At 63.5% G+C, this 16067-nt stretch carries 10 protein-coding genes; 1 reads left to right on the forward strand and 9 read right to left on the reverse strand.

Annotated elements, in window-relative coordinates; genetic code table 11:
* Positions 1-129 precede the first annotated feature (129 nt).
* Positions 130-1980 carry an AI-2E family transporter gene (locus DQW91_RS04145; RefSeq protein WP_112662251.1) on the forward strand — a complete coding sequence of 617 codons (1851 nt, stop codon included), beginning with the start codon at positions 130-132 and terminating at the stop codon, positions 1978-1980.
* 54 nt (positions 1981-2034) lie between these two features.
* Here the strand turns inward: DQW91_RS04145 and DQW91_RS04150 are convergent, their stop codons facing one another.
* The 9 genes from DQW91_RS04150 to bcsA form a co-directional block, all read right to left on the reverse strand.
* Positions 2035-3018 carry a peptide ABC transporter ATP-binding protein gene (locus DQW91_RS04150; RefSeq protein ID WP_112662252.1) on the reverse strand — a complete coding sequence of 328 codons (984 nt, stop codon included), beginning with the start codon at positions 3016-3018 and terminating at the stop codon, positions 2035-2037.
* A complete protein-coding gene (locus DQW91_RS04155) occupies positions 3015-4031 on the reverse strand; it encodes an ABC transporter ATP-binding protein (protein ID WP_112662253.1) in 1017 nt (338 codons plus the stop codon). The genes DQW91_RS04150 and DQW91_RS04155 overlap by 4 nt, the downstream gene beginning before the upstream one ends.
* 2 nt (positions 4032-4033) lie before the next feature.
* Positions 4034-4942: an ABC transporter permease subunit gene (locus DQW91_RS04160; protein WP_112662254.1), complete on the reverse strand. Its 909-nt coding sequence runs from the start codon at positions 4940-4942 to the stop codon at positions 4034-4036.
* Positions 4939-5949 (reverse strand): ABC transporter permease subunit, encoded by a 1011-nt coding sequence (locus DQW91_RS04165; RefSeq protein WP_112662255.1) that lies wholly within the window; start codon positions 5947-5949, stop codon positions 4939-4941. Before DQW91_RS04165 ends, DQW91_RS04160 begins: the two co-directional genes overlap by 4 nt.
* A gap of 66 nt (positions 5950-6015) precedes the next feature.
* Positions 6016-7617 carry an ABC transporter substrate-binding protein gene (locus DQW91_RS04170; protein WP_112662256.1) on the reverse strand — a complete coding sequence of 534 codons (1602 nt, stop codon included), beginning with the start codon at positions 7615-7617 and terminating at the stop codon, positions 6016-6018.
* A gap of 334 nt (positions 7618-7951) precedes the next feature.
* The gene (locus tag DQW91_RS04175; RefSeq protein ID WP_112662257.1) at positions 7952-10096 is read right to left on the reverse strand and encodes a tetratricopeptide repeat protein; all 2145 of its coding nucleotides are present in this window, start codon (positions 10094-10096) and stop codon (positions 7952-7954) included.
* Entirely contained in the window at positions 10087-11106 is a 1020-nt protein-coding gene (locus tag DQW91_RS04180) for a family 8 glycosyl hydrolase (RefSeq protein WP_425373371.1), read from the reverse strand. The genes DQW91_RS04175 and DQW91_RS04180 overlap by 10 nt, the downstream gene beginning before the upstream one ends.
* Positions 11107-11171: 65 nt before the next feature.
* On the reverse strand, positions 11172-13769 hold the full coding sequence (locus DQW91_RS04185; protein WP_157961334.1) for a cellulose biosynthesis cyclic di-GMP-binding regulatory protein BcsB: 2598 nt from the start codon (positions 13767-13769) through the stop codon (positions 11172-11174).
* A 9-nt stretch (positions 13770-13778) separates the two neighbouring features.
* Positions 13779-15986, reverse strand: a complete 2208-nt coding sequence (gene bcsA, locus DQW91_RS04190; protein WP_112662460.1) for a UDP-forming cellulose synthase catalytic subunit — start codon at positions 15984-15986, stop codon at positions 13779-13781.
* Between the last annotated feature and the right edge of the window lie 81 nt (positions 15987-16067).

The following is a 16067-nucleotide window of genomic DNA, read 5'->3' on the forward strand; positions in this document are numbered from 1 at the left end:
GAGGCAAAAGGCCCCAGAACGGGGAAAAATCAAGAAATCTCAAGACTTGCCCGGGGAAAGGATCGATCCGTGCCGTCCCGCGTTGACAGATTGCCGCAGGCGCCTCTGCTGCCTCCCTGAAGGATGCCGATGCCCGAACGCTCGCCCGAATCGACCTCCTTCGACAACAGCGTTCCCTCGCCGCAGGTGCCCAGCATTTCCGGGCTTTTCACCCTTCTTGTCGGAGCCGGCGTTCTGGCCGCTCTTTATGTCGGGCGTGAGATTTTCCTGCCAATCACGCTGGCGATCCTCCTTGCCTTCGTCATTGCCCCGTTCGTCGACCTGTTGCGGCGGTGGCGCCTGGGCCGCGTGTCCTCGGTCATCATTGCCGTCGTGCTGGCGCTCGGCATCCTGCTCTCTCTGGGCAGCGTCATCGGATACCAGCTCGCGGGGCTTGCAAAGGAGCTTCCGGCCTATCAGGCGACGGTGAGGGAGAAGCTTTCGGGCCTGCGCGAGGGCATGATCGGCCGGCTGCCGGGCATGGTGCGCAGCATCGGGCAGGAGATCGGCAAAGCCACGAAGGAGACCCCGCCCCAGCCAAGCGCCACGCGCCCCGCGGGGCCGGAGGAGAAGCCTCTGCCCGTGGAGGTCCACCAACCGGAGCCGACGCCGCTTGAACTGGTGCAGAACATTCTGGTGCCGGTTCTCAAGCCCTTCGCCACCACGGGCATCGTGCTCGTGGTGCTGATCTTCATCCTGCTGCAGCGGGAAGATCTGCGGGACCGGATGATCCGCCTCTTCGGGTCCAGCGACCTGCATCGCACGACGGTGGCGATGGACGATGCCGCGCGCCGCCTCAGCCGCTTCTTCCTCATCCAGCTCGCGCTCAATGCATCGTTCGGGGTGTTCATCGCCGCGGGGTTGTGGGCAATCGGCGTTCCAAGCCCGATCCTTTGGGGGATCTGCGCGGCGTTGCTGCGCTTCGTGCCGTACATAGGCTCTCTCATCGCCGCCGCTTTCCCGATCATGCTTGCCGCCGCCGTCGATCCCGGCTGGACGATGGCGCTGATGACGCTGACCTTGTTCCTTATCGGCGAGCCGGTCATGGGCCAGATCGTGGAGCCTCTCGTCTATGGGCAGAGTACGGGCCTCTCGCCCTTCGCCGTCGTGGTCTCCGCGATTTTCTGGACATGGCTTTGGGGGCCTGTCGGCCTCTTGCTCGCAACGCCGCTGACCTTGTGCCTGGTGGTGCTCGGACGGCATGTGGAACGGCTGGAATTTCTCGATGTGCTCTTGGGCGACAGGCCCGCGCTCTCTCCTGCGGAAAATCTCTACCAGCGCATGCTCGCGGGCGACCCTGACGAGGCGCTTGAATCCGCCGAGGCGATTTTGAAGGAACGCTCCCTCGCGGCGTACTATGACGAGACGGCTCTCAAGGGACTGCAGATGGCGGCGAACGACGCCGCGCGCGATGTCCTGACCAGCCGGCAGCTTGCCCGCATCGGCAACGTGGCACATGCCCTGGTGCAGGATCTTGCCGAACATCAGGATGTGAAGCCGGAGGAGGCCTCGGAAGCCACAGATGCACGCTGGAAGGAGGATGGCGCGATCATGTGCATCGCCGGACGCGGCACTCTCGATGAGGCGGCGGCCGCGATGCTGGCGCAACTCCTCCGCAGGCGCGGCTTCGGGGTGCAGATTGTCGCTGGTGACGCGGTTTCCCGCGGCGCCATCGCAAACCTCGATACGGCAGGCGTGATGATGGTGTGCGTATCCTATCTCGAATCCGGCAGAACACCCGCGCGCCTGCGATATCTCGTGCGGCGTCTCAAGAATCGCATGCCCGATGTCCCGGTTCTTGTCGGCATCTGGCATGCCGAGGCGGCGGCAAGCGCGGAAAGCTTCGGCGCTGACGATTGTGTCGTGACCTTGAGCGCTGCCGTTGCGCGCTGCGCGGAGCGGGCCGGTGAGCCGCAGGCATCGCGTGAAGGCGCCAAATGAAAACGGCGCAAGTGCGGGAGCACCTGCGCCGTTGATTGTCTCAGGACACGCCGCTCAGGCGGCGGGCGCCTCTAGGAACCGTTCCGCGTAGTGGCAGGCGACCTTGCGCCCATCGAGCTCGCGCAGCGCCGGACGCTCGGTGCGGCAGCGGTCTGTCACGAAGGGGCAGCGGGTCGAGAACACGCATCCCGTCGGCGGGTTGAGCGGCGAGGGCAATTCGCCCTTGAGCACGATGCGCTCGCGCTTCTTGCCGGAAATGCCCGGGGTCGAGGAGAGCAGCGCCTGCGTGTAGGGGTGAAGCGGGCGCTCGTAGATGCGCTCCTTCGGTCCCTGCTCCATCACATTGCCGAGATACATCACGAGAACGTCGTGGGCGATGTGACGGACCACGCCGAGATCGTGCGAGATGAAGAGATAGGCAAGGCCCATCTCTGCCTGCAGATCGGCGAGAAGGTTGAGCACCTGCGCCTGGATCGACACGTCGAGCGCGGAGACCGGCTCGTCCGCCACCACGAGCTTCGGCGAGAGCATCAGCGCGCGGGCAATCGCGATGCGCTGGCGCTGGCCGCCGGAGAACATGTGCGGATAGCGGTTGTAGTGCTCGGGGCGCAGACCCACCTTCGCCATCATTGCGCGCGCGCGTTCCGTGCGCTCGGACGCCGACAGATTGGTGTTGATGGCGAGAGGCTCTTCCAGAATGGTGCCGACCTTCTTGCGCGGGTTCAGCGAACCGTAAGGGTTCTGGAACACGAACTGCACCGTGCGGCGCAGGGTCTTGGCCATGCCGGCGGGCGGGTTGACGGCGTCATGCCCGTCAATGACCAGCGCGCCTTCTGTCGGCTTTTCGATGAGCGTGACCATGCGGGCAAGCGTGGACTTGCCGCAGCCGGATTCGCCCACCACCGCAAGGGTCTTGCCGGGCTCGATGGAGAAAGACACACCGCCGACCGCTTGCAGGTAGGCAGGTTCCTTGAACAGGCCGCGCTTGATCTCATAAACGCGCTTGAGGCCTTTGGCTTCGACGACAGGAGCGCTCACGACGCGGCCTCCGCTCCAAGAGGATTATCTTTCTTCATGTTGGCTTCCCGGCTCGGGTCTCCCAACGGATAGTGGCAGCGGATCTGGCCGCCGGCCCAGGGGCGCAGCTCAGGGCGCACATTGCGCGAGTGATCGGTGGCATAGGCGCAGCGCGGGCTGAACAGGCAGCCCTTTGGCCGGTCGTAGAGACCCGGCACGACACCCGGAATGGTGGCGAGCCGTCCGCCTTCGCTGCGCTCAGGAAGCGCGGCGAGAAGGGCGGCGGTGTAGGGATGTTGCGGCGAGGCGAAAAGATCCTCCGCCGCGCGCTCTTCCATGATCTGGCCCGCATACATCACCATCACGCGCTTCGCCGTTTCCGCGACGACGCCCATGTTGTGCGTGATCATGACGAGGCCCATGTTGCGCTCTTTCTGCAGGTTCATCAGCAGATCGAGAATCTGGGCCTGGATCGTCACGTCGAGCGCGGTGGTCGGCTCATCGGCGATCAGGAGCTTCGGGTTGCAGGCAATCGCCATCGCGATCATCACACGCTGGTTCATGCCGCCCGAGAGCTGGTGCGGGTAAGCGGAAAGGCGGCTTTCCGCCGAAGGAATGCCGACCTGCTCCAGAAGTTCGATGGACCGGCGATGGGCCGCCTTGCGGTCCATGCCCTCGTGCAGGCGCAGCGTCTCGGCGAGCTGGAAGCCGATGGTGAAGCACGGATTCAGGCTTGTCGTCGGCTCCTGGAAGATCATGGCGACGTCCTTGCCGGTGAGCTTGCGCCGCTCACTGTCGGACATCGTCAGGAGGTTCCGTCCGTTGAAGACCAGCTTGTCGGCCTTCACTTTTCCGGGGAAGGGCACGAGGCCCATGAGCGCCAGCATCGTGACGCTCTTGCCGGAGCCGGATTCGCCCACGACGCCGAGAACTTCGCCTTCCTCGAGCTTGAGGCTGACGCCGTCCACGGCGCGCATGATGCCGCCTTGGGTCGGAAATTCGACCGAGAGATTTTCGATTTCGAGCAGAGCCATGATCAGCGCTTCAATTTGGGATCGAGGGCGTCGCGAAGACCGTCGCCCAGAAGGTTGAAGGCCAGCACCGTGATGAGGATCGCAAGACCGGGGAAGGTCACGACCCACCAGGCACGGAGCACGAATTCGCGGGCATCGGCCAGCATGGTGCCCCATTCGGGCGACGGCGGCTGCGCGCCGAGGCCGAGGAAGCCGAGCGCCGCCGCGTCGAGGATCGCCGTCGAGATGCCGAGCGAGGCCTGCACGATGAGCGGTGCGGTGCAGTTCGGCAGCACTTCCCTGAACATCAGACGGATGGTTCCCGCTCCGCTGACGCGGGCCGCAGTCACGTAATCCTTCGAGGTTTCGGTAATCACTGCCGCGCGTGCGAGGCGCACGTAATGCGGCAGGATCACGAGGGCGACCGCGAGCATTGAGTTGATGAGGCCGGGGCCGAGCACCGCCACGACGACGATAGCGAGCAGGAGGCTCGGCATGGTCAGGACGATGTCCATCACGCGCATGATGGCAATCTCGGTCACGCCGCGCGCGAAGCCCGCCACGAGCCCGAGCACCGTGCCGAGGACGATGGAGATCGACACCACGATGACGCCGATGAGCAGCGACAGGCGGGAGCCGTAGATCAGACGCGAGAGAATGTCGCGTCCGATGGCGTCCGTGCCGAGCGGATAGGACAGCGAGCCGCCCTCCTGCCAGAACGGAGGCTTCAACGCGACCGTCGTATCCGTCAGATACGGCGAATGCGGCGCGATGAGATCGGCGAAAAGCGCCACGAGGATCACGCCGAGGATCACGAAGAGACCGGCGACGGCGCCGCGGTTGGCGCTGAAATAGCCCCAGAATTCCCGGAGCGGATGGGGTGGTGCGCTAGGGGCGGCAACACCCGGAGTTTGGACAGTTTGAGCAGTCATCGGTTATGCCTGATGCGCGGATTGATGAAGCCGTAGGTAAGGTCGACCAGGAGGTTAACGCTCATGACGATTGCGCCGACGAGAAGCAGGCCGCCCTGCAGGACGGGATAGTCGCGGCGGAAGATCGCTTCGATCAGCCACTTGCCGATACCGGGCCAGGAGAAGATGGTTTCGGTCAGGATCGCGCCGGTGAAAAGTACGCCGATCTGCAGGCCGATCACGGTCACGACCGGGATCAGCGCATTACGAAGAGCATGCAGGAAGATGACGCGGAACCGCGATAGGCCCTTGGCCTTGGCGGTGCGGATGTAATCCTCGCCGAGAACCTCGAGCATCGCCGAGCGGGTCATTCGGGCGATGGTCGCCAGCGGCTGCGTGCCGAGCACGATGGTCGGCAGGATCAGATGGCCGACGGCGGACAGGAACGCCCCTTCATCCTCCGAGAACCACGAGTCGATCAGCAGGAAGCCGGTGACGGGCTCGATGTAGTAGAGCACGTCGATGCGACCGGAGACCGGCGTCCAGCCGAGCTGGACGGAGAAGAGCAGAATGAGGATCAGGCCCCACCAGAAGATCGGCATGGAATAGCCGGTCAGCGAGATGCCCATGACCCCGTGATCGAAGATCGAATTTCGTCTGACGGCGGCGATGATGCCGGCAGGAATGCCGACGAGCAGCGCGAAGATGATCGCGCACAGTGCCAGTTCGACGGTAGCGGGAAAGAGCGACTGGAATTCGTTCAGCACGGTTTCCCGCGTGACGATCGACTTGCCGAGATCGCCGTGCAGAACGCGTTCGATATAGTAGCCGTATTGCACAATCAGCGGGCGGTCGAGCCCGAAATCCTTCTTGAGCTGCTCATGGCGCGCAGCGTCGATGCCGCGCTCACCTGCCATGGTCTCGATGGGATCGCCGGGAACGAGGCGGATGAGGAAGAAGGCCACAAGCGTGATCCCGATGAAGGTCGGAATGATCAGGCTCAGACGTGTGAGGATGAAGCGGAGCATGTCTTAAAACGGAAAAAAGGCGGAGCGGCGTAAAACGCCGCTCCGCCATTGGCCAATGTGAAAGCCTTACTTACCCTTGATATCCACGCCGTAGAAGGTGTGGCGACCGAAGGGCGAGAGCTTGAAGTCGACGACTTCCTTGCGGACGGGCTTCAGCTGCACCGCGTGAGCGACGGTGAACCAGGGAGCCTGCTCCTTGAAGATCACCTGAGCCTGCTTGTAGAGCTCGGTGCGCTGCTTCTGGTCGGACGTGACCTTCGCCTTGGTGACGAGGTCATCGAACGGCTTGTAGCAGAACTTCGCGATGTTCGAGCCCGAGACGCCCTTGGCCGAGTCGCAGCCCAGCAGGGTGTGCAGGAAGTTGTCCGGATCGCCGTTATCGCCGGTCCAGCCCATCTGACCCATCTGGGACTCGCCCGCCTGCAGGCGCTTGCGGTACTCACCCCATTCGTAGGTCTTGATTTCGGCCTTCACGCCGATCTTGGCGAGGTCGGCCTGCATGAGCTCGGCGACGCGCTTGCCGTTCGGATTGTACGGGCGCTGAACCGGCATCGCCCACAGATCCGTTTCGAAGCCATTCGGGTAGCCGGCTTCCGCCAGGAGCTTCTTGGCGGCTTCCGGATCGAACGGATCGTCCTTGACAGCGTCGTTGTACGACCACATCGACGGCGGAATCGGGTTCTTGGCCGGCACACCGCTCGACAGGTACACCGCGTCGACAATGGCCTTCTTGTTCATGGCCATGTTGAGCGCCTTGCGGACGCGCACGTCGTCGAAGGGCTTCTTCTGGGTGTTGTAGGCGAGATAGCCGACGTTCAGACCAGCCTGCTCGAGGACCGTGACGTTCGGATCCTTCTTCATGGCTTCGAGGTCGGCCGGGTTCGGATACGGCATCACGTGGCATTCGCCCTTCTGGAGCTTGGCCCAGCGGACCGAAGCGTCCGGCGTGATCGCGAACACGAGGTCGTCGATCTTGGCCTTGCCGCCGTAATATTCAGGGAACGCCTTGTAACGGATGGTGGCGTCCTTCTGGTACTGGACCAGATAGAACGGGCCCGTGCCGATCGGCTCCTGGTCGATCTTCTCAGGCGTGCCGGCCTTCAGCATCGCATCGGCGTATTCCTTCGACTGAACCGCCGCGAATTCCATCGCGAGGTCGGCCAGGAACGGAGCTTCCGGCTGGTTGAGGGTCACCTTGACGGTGTAGGGATCGACCTTCTCGACCGACTTGAGCAGCTTGGGCATGCCCATGTCGTCAAAGTACGAGTGGTTCGGGCTGGTAACCTTGAAGTACGGGTTGTCCTGCTTCCACTGACGCTCGAACATGAAGACGATATCGTCGGCGTTCATGTCGCGGGTCGGCTTGAAGTTCTTGTTGGAGTGCCACTTCACGCCCTTGCGGAGGTGGAACGTGTAGACCTTGCCGTCTTCGGAAATGTCCCACTTTTCGGCGAGGCCAGGCTGTACCTGCGTGCCGCCGCGCTCGAATTCGACGACGCGGCTGTAGATCTGGGTGCTGGCGTCGAACGACGTGCCGGTCGTGTTCACGCCCGGGTAGAAGTTCTCGGGGCTACCTTCCGAGCAATAAACGAGAGTTTTGGCCGCGAGGGGAGCGGCGGCCAGGAAGGCCGGGACGCACACGGCGGCGAGAAGCGCTGACTTCTTCATTATGACAGTCCTCTGAGACGGCACTGGATGTGGCCGTTCTGCGACAAAGTTAAGGTGCGAACCCTCATGAATGTCAATCTGTGGGCGCAAAGTTCCCCATTTGCTGGGGAAAAATAAATCAAATCATGCTTACCGAGGCCGAATTGGATCGTTTCGCGACGAAAATTGCAAAAACGACGCGAGTCTGTCGAATGGCTTAATCTACGCGAAAAAGTCGATATTACTGCGCGCCCGACTTGAATAGCCCTGGATGTTCATATGGGAAACTTCGCGCCGATATATCCCATCACATTTTAACAGTGCCGGTTTCGACGGATCGCGTGCCCTGCCCGGGTCAGTATTGCCTGATCGGACGAGTGGCTTCGAGAATGGCGTTCAGGCCGACATTGGCATCGTCCGAATAACCCGTCCGCTGCACGGTCTGAAAGATACGCTGTGCGTCGTCGTAGCGTCCAAGCTTGAAATAGGACCAGCCGCGCAGGAGCATGAGATCATTCTGTTCAGGTACGAGTCGCGCGCGTTCGCCGAGCGCGAGGATCACTTCCACGTAACGGCCCGCACGATACGCGGCGATGGCGCGCTGCGCTAGAATCGTGGCGCTCAGCTCGACCTGGCGTTGCGGGGGCTGAGGAGCCTGGGCCGCCGCGACAGCTGCCTGCGACGTGAGATCCTTGCGCAGATAGGCCAGCGACTTGCCATAGGCCGCGTCCTGCTTCGTGCGCCCGCTGCCGCGAAGGATCGCCTGATCAAAGGCCGTCACCGCTTCGAGCGGGCGGTTGAGTTCCATGAGGCACCATCCGAGCGTCAGCGCGGCTCCCGGCGAGAGGGTCAGAGGGTTGCCTGTGCCGTTGCACTTTGCGCCGCGTCCTGCCGGGGCGCGGGGGGCACTCACGCGCAGGGGCGTGGATTCGGGATACCAGGTTTCCGCGGGGCGTGCCGGGGCAACGGCCTCGATGCGCCGCTGTCCCACGACGGGTTCCTCCGGGACGGTCGGCACGGCGCGCGGTTCCGGCGGCAGGCGCGAGCCCGTTCCGCCGTTCGCGAGCTCGGCAATCCGGTCCGAGCGCCCGCGCCAGGCATTGGCCACGGAGGCGAACCCCGCGCGATCGTTCAGGCGAAGATAAGACAGCGCGAGGCCATAGGCGGACGGTTCGTCGTCGGGCTTCCAGTTCAGCGCCTTCGCGAACCAGTCGCGCGCCGTGCGGAACTGGCCGGTATTATAGGAGTACCAGCCGAGCGCCTGCCCGCCGTTGCTGAACTTCTCCCGCGTGATGACGGGAATGGAACGGGTGATGACGGCGGGATCGACGCGCAGCGGCGGGTCCTGGCTCAGGAGGGCCGTGACGACATCGAGATAGACGTTGAGATTGTCCTTTGACTTGTCGCGCCATTCATAGGCCACGGCATCGGCCGGGATGAACTGGTTGAGCGCACGCAGCGACAGCGCCAACCCTTCCGCGGCCTTTGCACCGCCGTTGCGGTCCAGCGCAGTCTTGAACCAGTCGCGCGCCTTTTCCGGCTGCTCGTGGTGATAGTTGTACCAGCCGAGGAGGAGCGCGTTGCCCGGAGCGCTCTCACCTTCCGCCAAACGTTCGACTACGGCGAGATCGTCGGTGGAGACTTTGAGCTTCGGGTCCGTCGCGGCGCGCTCGACACGCCGCCGCGCCAGCTCATCCCGCACTTCGCTGAAATCGTCCTGCTCCGCGCCCGTCTTGCGCTCGAACTTCAGGAGATCGAGAATCTGCGCCTCGGGCAAAAGCTCAACCGCTTTCTGCAAGGTGGCGAGGCGCTCCGCGCGATTGCCGCAATTCGTCAGGACGTAAGTATAGACGTCCCTGGTGCGAGAGGCCTGGTTCGTCTTCGCGAAGGCCTCTGCGACACGCCACAGGGAATCCACGTTGGCGCAGGTGAGCAGGGACGGATTGTCCGTCGCGATGGACAGAACGGTGCGCCACTGATTGTTGTCCGACGCATTGACGAGGCGAATGCGGGCTTCCGCGATGTCGAGCGCGCTCACCAGTTCCGCCGGCGGCTTCCATTGCGGATCGGTGGCGATGCGCGCGGCGATGGCGGCGCGGGCTTCGGCCAGGCGGCCTTCCGTGAAAAGCGACCAGATCCGGTCCGTCTCCACGTCCGGCTGGAGGGCGCTTTGAGCGCTGAGCTGCGTCAAGTCGGCTGGCGGCGTCCAATTGGGATAGAGCGCGCGCAGCCGTGCGATTTCTGCATCGACCCTGCGGGTGTCGCCTTGGGCCGCGAAATAACGCAGCGCCGATTCATCCGGCTGCGCGGGATTGGCGGCGGAGGGAGACGGCGCGCTGGCAGGGGGCGCGGGTGTCGGGGCCTGGGCAGTGAGAACGCCGTTCGTGAACACAGCACCGGGGGGCTGCCGGAGGGTGGGATCTCCGTCACGGGTCTGAGCGCTGGCGGAGAAGGCCACGCTCGCGAGCAGAGTCGCTATGATGCCACGGGTCAGAGGCATTGCGGATACTTTTCGCCCAGAAACGACATCGAGAGCAGATACAAGGTCGACGGATAATAGAGGTTCGGCTCGAACGTCTTCAGCGCGGCCGGCACCTGGGTTTTGTCGAGGACGCAGGCCAGTGTCACCGCGAGCGCGGCATAGCCCTGATCGGTCAGGCGCTCCTTCACCTGGCCGGTCGTGACATCGACGATTGCGACCCCCTCATTGCCGAGCCAGCGTTGCTTGAGCGTCTTAAGCCACTCCACATCCGTTACCCCCGCCCTCAAGAGGTAAAGAGGTATCCTTAACGAGTTGTAACCGAACTCGGGCGGAAAGCCCTCCGCAGGCCGAAATTGGCCCTTCTCGCGGATGGAGAGCCAATCCGGCGGCAGGCGCGTTTTCGTTTGGTCGGCCTGCTGCAGGAGGGCGATGCCTTCGCTTCGGACGCCGTTCCAGTCGTATTCCGGCGCCAGCGCCGCGAGAACGGGGAAGGCCTCGAAGATCCAGTAGGAGAGATTGACGACAGGGCCGTCGGGCCGATTCGAGAAACCGAAGCCCGTGGACCCCGGAAGCAGCACAGGCCTGCCCATGTTGCGCGCGATGGCGTTGCGACCGATCGCCCGCGCGATGTTCTGCGCGGCTTGAAGATAGCGCGGCTCCCGCCACGACGTTCCAGCCTTCGCCAGGGCGTAGGCGATGAGGATATCGCCGTCTGTGGCGTTGTTGCTGTCGGAGACGTTGGGCTTGGCCTTCGGGTCCCATTTCCACACGGAAAGACCGTCGTCGCGGATCAGGAACTGGGTGAAGGTGAAGGTCCAGATCTGCTCGAAGGTCTTTCTGTCGCCTGCGGCGAAGGCGAGGAGCAGGCCGTAGCCCTGTCCTTCGCTGTGACTGATGTCGCCATTGGCGTTGTCGATCACGCGCCCGCTCGCGTCTACGAAACGCGTGCGATAGGCCTCCCAATCGGAGGACTGGATCGTGCCTTCCATCTTGAGCGGTTCGGGGCCCGCGCTTGCTGCCGGCTGCATGGCGCTTCCTATAGTGAGCGCAAGGCCCGCGAGAATCGTCAGCAGCCCGCCTAACCGCTTCACGCTCATGATGACCGCCCCAATCGCTTGAGGAGGAAATAGGTCGTCACGCCGAGAGCGGCGCAGCACGCCACGAGCAGCAGCGCATATTGAAGGATGTTGATGGACATCCAGTTGGCTGCAACGAGGCGCAAGTTCAGTAGCGAGAACGGCTGCGTCTGAACGAAGGTGAAGGAGCGCACCGGCTGGACATCGATCCAGTCCTCGTTCGTGTTGAGAGTGACGATAGTGCCCGCCACCTGCGGCCAGAGTTCCGGTTCGGTAAGCCGCGCCGTCGCATCGGCCAGTTCGCCCTCCGTGCGCGCGGTCATCACCGTCAGTGTTCCGTCGCCTTCGGAATTGCCCTGTGCAAGCAGCAACGTCGCGCGCGGCGGCGGTTCGAAGGCAGTGCTCGCATTGTCATGCACGACGAGAGAGGCAACGGAGAGATTGAAGGTTTTTTCGACCCACGATTTGAAAGCGTCGAAGCGCGTCTGCAGGAAGCTGCGATGCGAGAGGGATTCCGTCCAACGTTTGCGGATGTCGTCGGTCGAGCCTTGCGAAGAGAGATCATTCAGGCTTCTCTCCGGCGTCATCTTTTCGCTCGGTGCGCCTTCCGCTCCCGGGATCGCTGAACTCGTGCGCACCGGCGCGGGAGTCGATTGCCAGATCGCGCGGGTTCGCTCCGACACGCCGACCCGTTGCAGCATGCCGGATGGCAGCTGATCGATAGCCCCGATGAAGACTGTCGAGGGATCGCCGACGACGGCGGCATTGGCGAAGACGGCGCGAACGGGCTCGCCCGAGACGCGCGCCATGCGGGCGAGGAGCGTTCCGGCGCTGCCGTAGAGGAGGGGGTTCTGCCGTGCGAGCACGAAGGTCGCCGGCGCGCTGCCGAGCGGAAAGCCGCCGGCGCTCATATTCGCAAGATCGGGCAAACGTCCGATACGTCCGAAATCGGGAATGGCGAGGTTCGTCGTATCGAAGAGCACGAAACGGCTGGTTTCCGACAAGGTGCCGCCCGGCGGGCATCGATCGTCGGCATCCGTCAGAAGAACGGCCTCGAACCAGACAATGTTGATGCCGGGTTTGAAATTCCGCATCGGGATGCGGACGGGATGACGCCGGAAAATGTCGCCCTTGGCCGTGATGCGCATGGTCGCGCTGATCCGGTCATTGACATAAAGGTCGATGTGGCTACCGGGCTGGACGGCGGGCGTGTAGGCCGCGTCGAGATAAAGCAGCGCCTCGCCGTAATCGTTGGCGTAGAAGTCGGCGGGCAGATCGATGGCGAAACGGGCGCGGAAACGGCGTCCGGAGAACTCCTGCGTCGGAATGCCGAGATCGGCGAATTTCACCGACCGCGCGCGCTGGAAGACCGGCGCATCGGGCCACATCCACGAAGCCGTGTCGACGCTGCTGCGCTCCGTCGACCGATCGCTGAGCATGGACGCGGCGATGACGCTGATGGCCGTATCGAGATCCGCCCAGCCGGGCCCGGAAACCACGAGCGCGGGCGATCCGGAGTCTTGCATCACCAGCGCGATGGGCTGGCTCGCGGCGGCCTCCGGCGACAGGGGCATGATGGTGCGCAGTTCGCCTGCCGGGCTCAGGTAAACCTTGATCGTGCCTGGCGACACTTGCCCCGGATCGGTTTCCGAGACCTTCACCACCGGGTGCGCATAGCGCCCACGCAACGCGACCATCTGCACGAGGCGAAGCAGCCTGTCGCGCATCTCGGGGCGATAGACCTTCGGGGCGATCACATGAATCGTGGTCGTGCCGGTGGCATCGACGCCGATGGCGGGCAGATCCTCCAGGCCGCGCAGCATGCGCGGTGTGCCCTCGCCGAATACGATAGCGGTCGAGGCCGCTTCGAGTTCCGTCCAAAGTTCGTATGTCGCGCGCACTGTGCAATCGGTGCGGTGGCGCTGCACGACCTCCAGCCGAACGACGTTCTGCCCCGGACGCAGCAGACCCGCGCGGACCGGCAGAACGATGCGCTGCACGTTCTGCGCCGATGCAATCGGCGTGTCGATGATGACTTCGCCATTGACGAGCGCCCGCAAGCGCGAGGCTTCCGGCATCACGACGACGGCGTTGCGGTAGCCGATGGCGAGGCTTGCGCCGCTCGCCGCTTCATCCTGCGTGAGATGGATCGCCCAGCTCCGCGCATCGACCTCGCCTTCGAGGCGAACGAGGGCGGAAGGTAGAATCGGCTTTTCGTTTCGCAGGATTGGCCGCGCGGGTGAAGCCGCACCTGTCTGGAGCGCCTGCGCGGGGCGCGTTTGTGTTCCGGCGGTGGCCGGGGTGGCGCGCGCGCCCTGCGGCGTCATGCCGAACGGAGCGGGTGCAGATCCCGCCCCTGCCGATGGCGGCTGTTGGGAGGGTCCCGTCTGCGGGCTGGCCGTGGGGGCCTGACGCATGTCGAAGGGAGCGGAAGGAGTGGAAGGTTGCGTCTGTGCGATGGGCGCTGTCGCCGGAACCGGTGTCCGCTGAACCTCGGATGGAGATGCCGGTTTGTCCGGCGTCATGCTGAAAGGAGTGACCTGCGCGAAGGCGCTCGCTGCGCTCAACATTGCGAGCGCGGGAAGAACGCGGAGAAGGAAGGAGCGAACCGGCACGTTCATTTCTTATCGAGCCGTCGTCTGAGCTGCCACCGGAGCCGGTGCCGCGGGCGGGTTTGAAACGCCGAGCCTGTGCAGGCCGAACAGGTAAGAGAGGCCGCGCCCGGTCTGGTAGAGCGAGACGGCGAGGAACCAGAGAGTGCCGCGCAGGACGCCGATGTCGTGATGGCGGCGTTTCTGGAACGCGCTCCACTGATCGGCATTCGCGAAAACCAGATCCGCGATCAACTGGTGATGAACGGGTTCCGTCGTCTGGAAACGGCACCCGATCAGAATGCCCTTCTCGTCCAGGCTCATCTTGCGCACATCGACCGGAAGGCTGTTCGAGGACAGCTCGACATGCGGCTTGAACTCGATGGTGCCGAGCGCGCCCTTGCGCAGGCCGTCGATGGCGGAATGATAAAGCCGGCAGCGTGCGCCGCCGACCGAGACGTCCTCGATCACGCCGTCGACGGAATGTCCATCGATGACGAACTTGCAGGCGCGGTTCGCGAGCACGCGGTGGCTCTGGCGGCGCACCGCGCGTTCGGAAACGACGCCGAGAGCGCATCCAGCGATGATGAGGTTCAAAAGGTTCCATCCGCCGGTCACGAGCGCCACGTCCGCCTTGTAGGGCTCCGCCCAGATCCTCACGACAGTGGCCACTACGCCAAGGAGCAGGATGCCGAAGATGATGAAGAAAGGAGCGCCGAGTTCCGAAATGCGGCTCTGGCTCATGGACTGGTTCTTGGCGGTAACCTTGAAGGTCGGCTTGCTCGGATTGGCGATCACCGAAAGGATCGCAGGCAAGAGATAGACGGTTTGGATGAACTCGTAGAGATCCGAGATCCAGGGCCAGCGGTAGCGACCGTACAGATAGTTCTGCATCATGATGTTCACGAGCATGTAGGTCGAGGTGTAGGCGAGGAACTCGCCGCCGGATGCCGTGAAGATCTCAAGCGAGAAGAACAGGTAACAGAGCGGCGAGATCAGGAAGAATGTGCGTGTGAACGGAAACAGCCAGAACAGCACGCTCGACATATAGCACAGGCGCTGCGGCAACTTGAGGCCGCGCTTGAGCGGTGGGAAGCGGTAGCGCATGATCTGCATCATGCCTTGCGCCCAGCGGGAACGCTGGCCGATGAAGCTCGCGAAGGTATCGGGCTGAAGCCCCGCGATCAGTGGCTTGTCGACATAGATGCTGGTCCAGCCGCGCGAATGCAGCTCAAGCGCGGTCTCGCAATCTTCCGTGATGCTCAGGCCGCTGAAGCCGTTGGTCTCCTGCAACGCCTCGCGCCGCAGCACGGCAGCGGAGCCACAGAAGAAGGCGGCGTTCCACTTGTCGAGCCCGCGCTGGATGATGCCGTAGAACATCTCGTTCTCCGACGGCATGGTCTGGAAGGTGCCGAGATTGCGCTCCAGCGGATCGGGATTGATGAAGAAGTGCGGCGTCTGGACGAGAAACAGGTTCTTGTCGACGGTGAAATAGCCGACCGTTTCCTGCAGGAACGTGCGCGCGGGCGCGTGGTCGGCGTCGAAGACCACCACGAGATCACCGGTCGAATGTTCGAGGCCGTTATTGAGGTTGCCCGCCTTCGCGTGGAGATTGCGGGCACGCGTCACATAGCGGCAGTCGAGCGCTTCGCAGAGCTTGTGCAGCTCCGCGCGGCGGGCTCTTGCCTCAGCGGCGGCCTTGGCGTTGTTCGAATTGCACTTCTCGTCCGTACCGCCATCATCGAGCAGCCAGACGGTGAATTTTTCACGCGGATAGTCCATCGCACGCGCGGCGGCGAGCGTCGTCGCGAGAAGGTCGCTGTCTTCGTTGTAGCTCGGAACAAAGACGTCGATGGTCGGGAGATTGGTGTGGTCGAGCTTCGGGGCGGGGCGCGGCGGAAGCGGGCTCGACACCACGAACAAGCTTAAGAAAAGCATCATCACGCTGTACATCTCAGCCGCGTAGAGAAGAAACGCCGGGATGTAGTTCGCGATTTCGGTGATCGGCGGCAACGTGCTGGTGGTGCGCCAGAAAACGTAGCGCAGGACGATGGCGGTGCCGAGGGCGAGGGCGACCTGCCGCCAGATCCCTTCCGCACGGAAGAACTTCAGCACGATCATGCAGGTCACGACGACGAGACCGGCGATGAGGTGGGCCTGGAGGCTGATGGGAAGCGCGACGAGCAGAAGAACGACTGCGGAGGCAGCGGCCCAGAAGGCCACGATGATTCCCTGTCTCATCATTCCTCGTTCTCGCTCCGGTTTTCTTTACGGCAGGCCCCGACGGCAATCTATTGCATTGAAAGCGTTTCTTGCCGGTTA

The sequence above is a fragment of the Microvirga flavescens genome (assembly GCF_003290125.1).
Taxonomy (GTDB): Bacteria; Pseudomonadota; Alphaproteobacteria; order Rhizobiales; family Beijerinckiaceae; genus Microvirga; species Microvirga flavescens.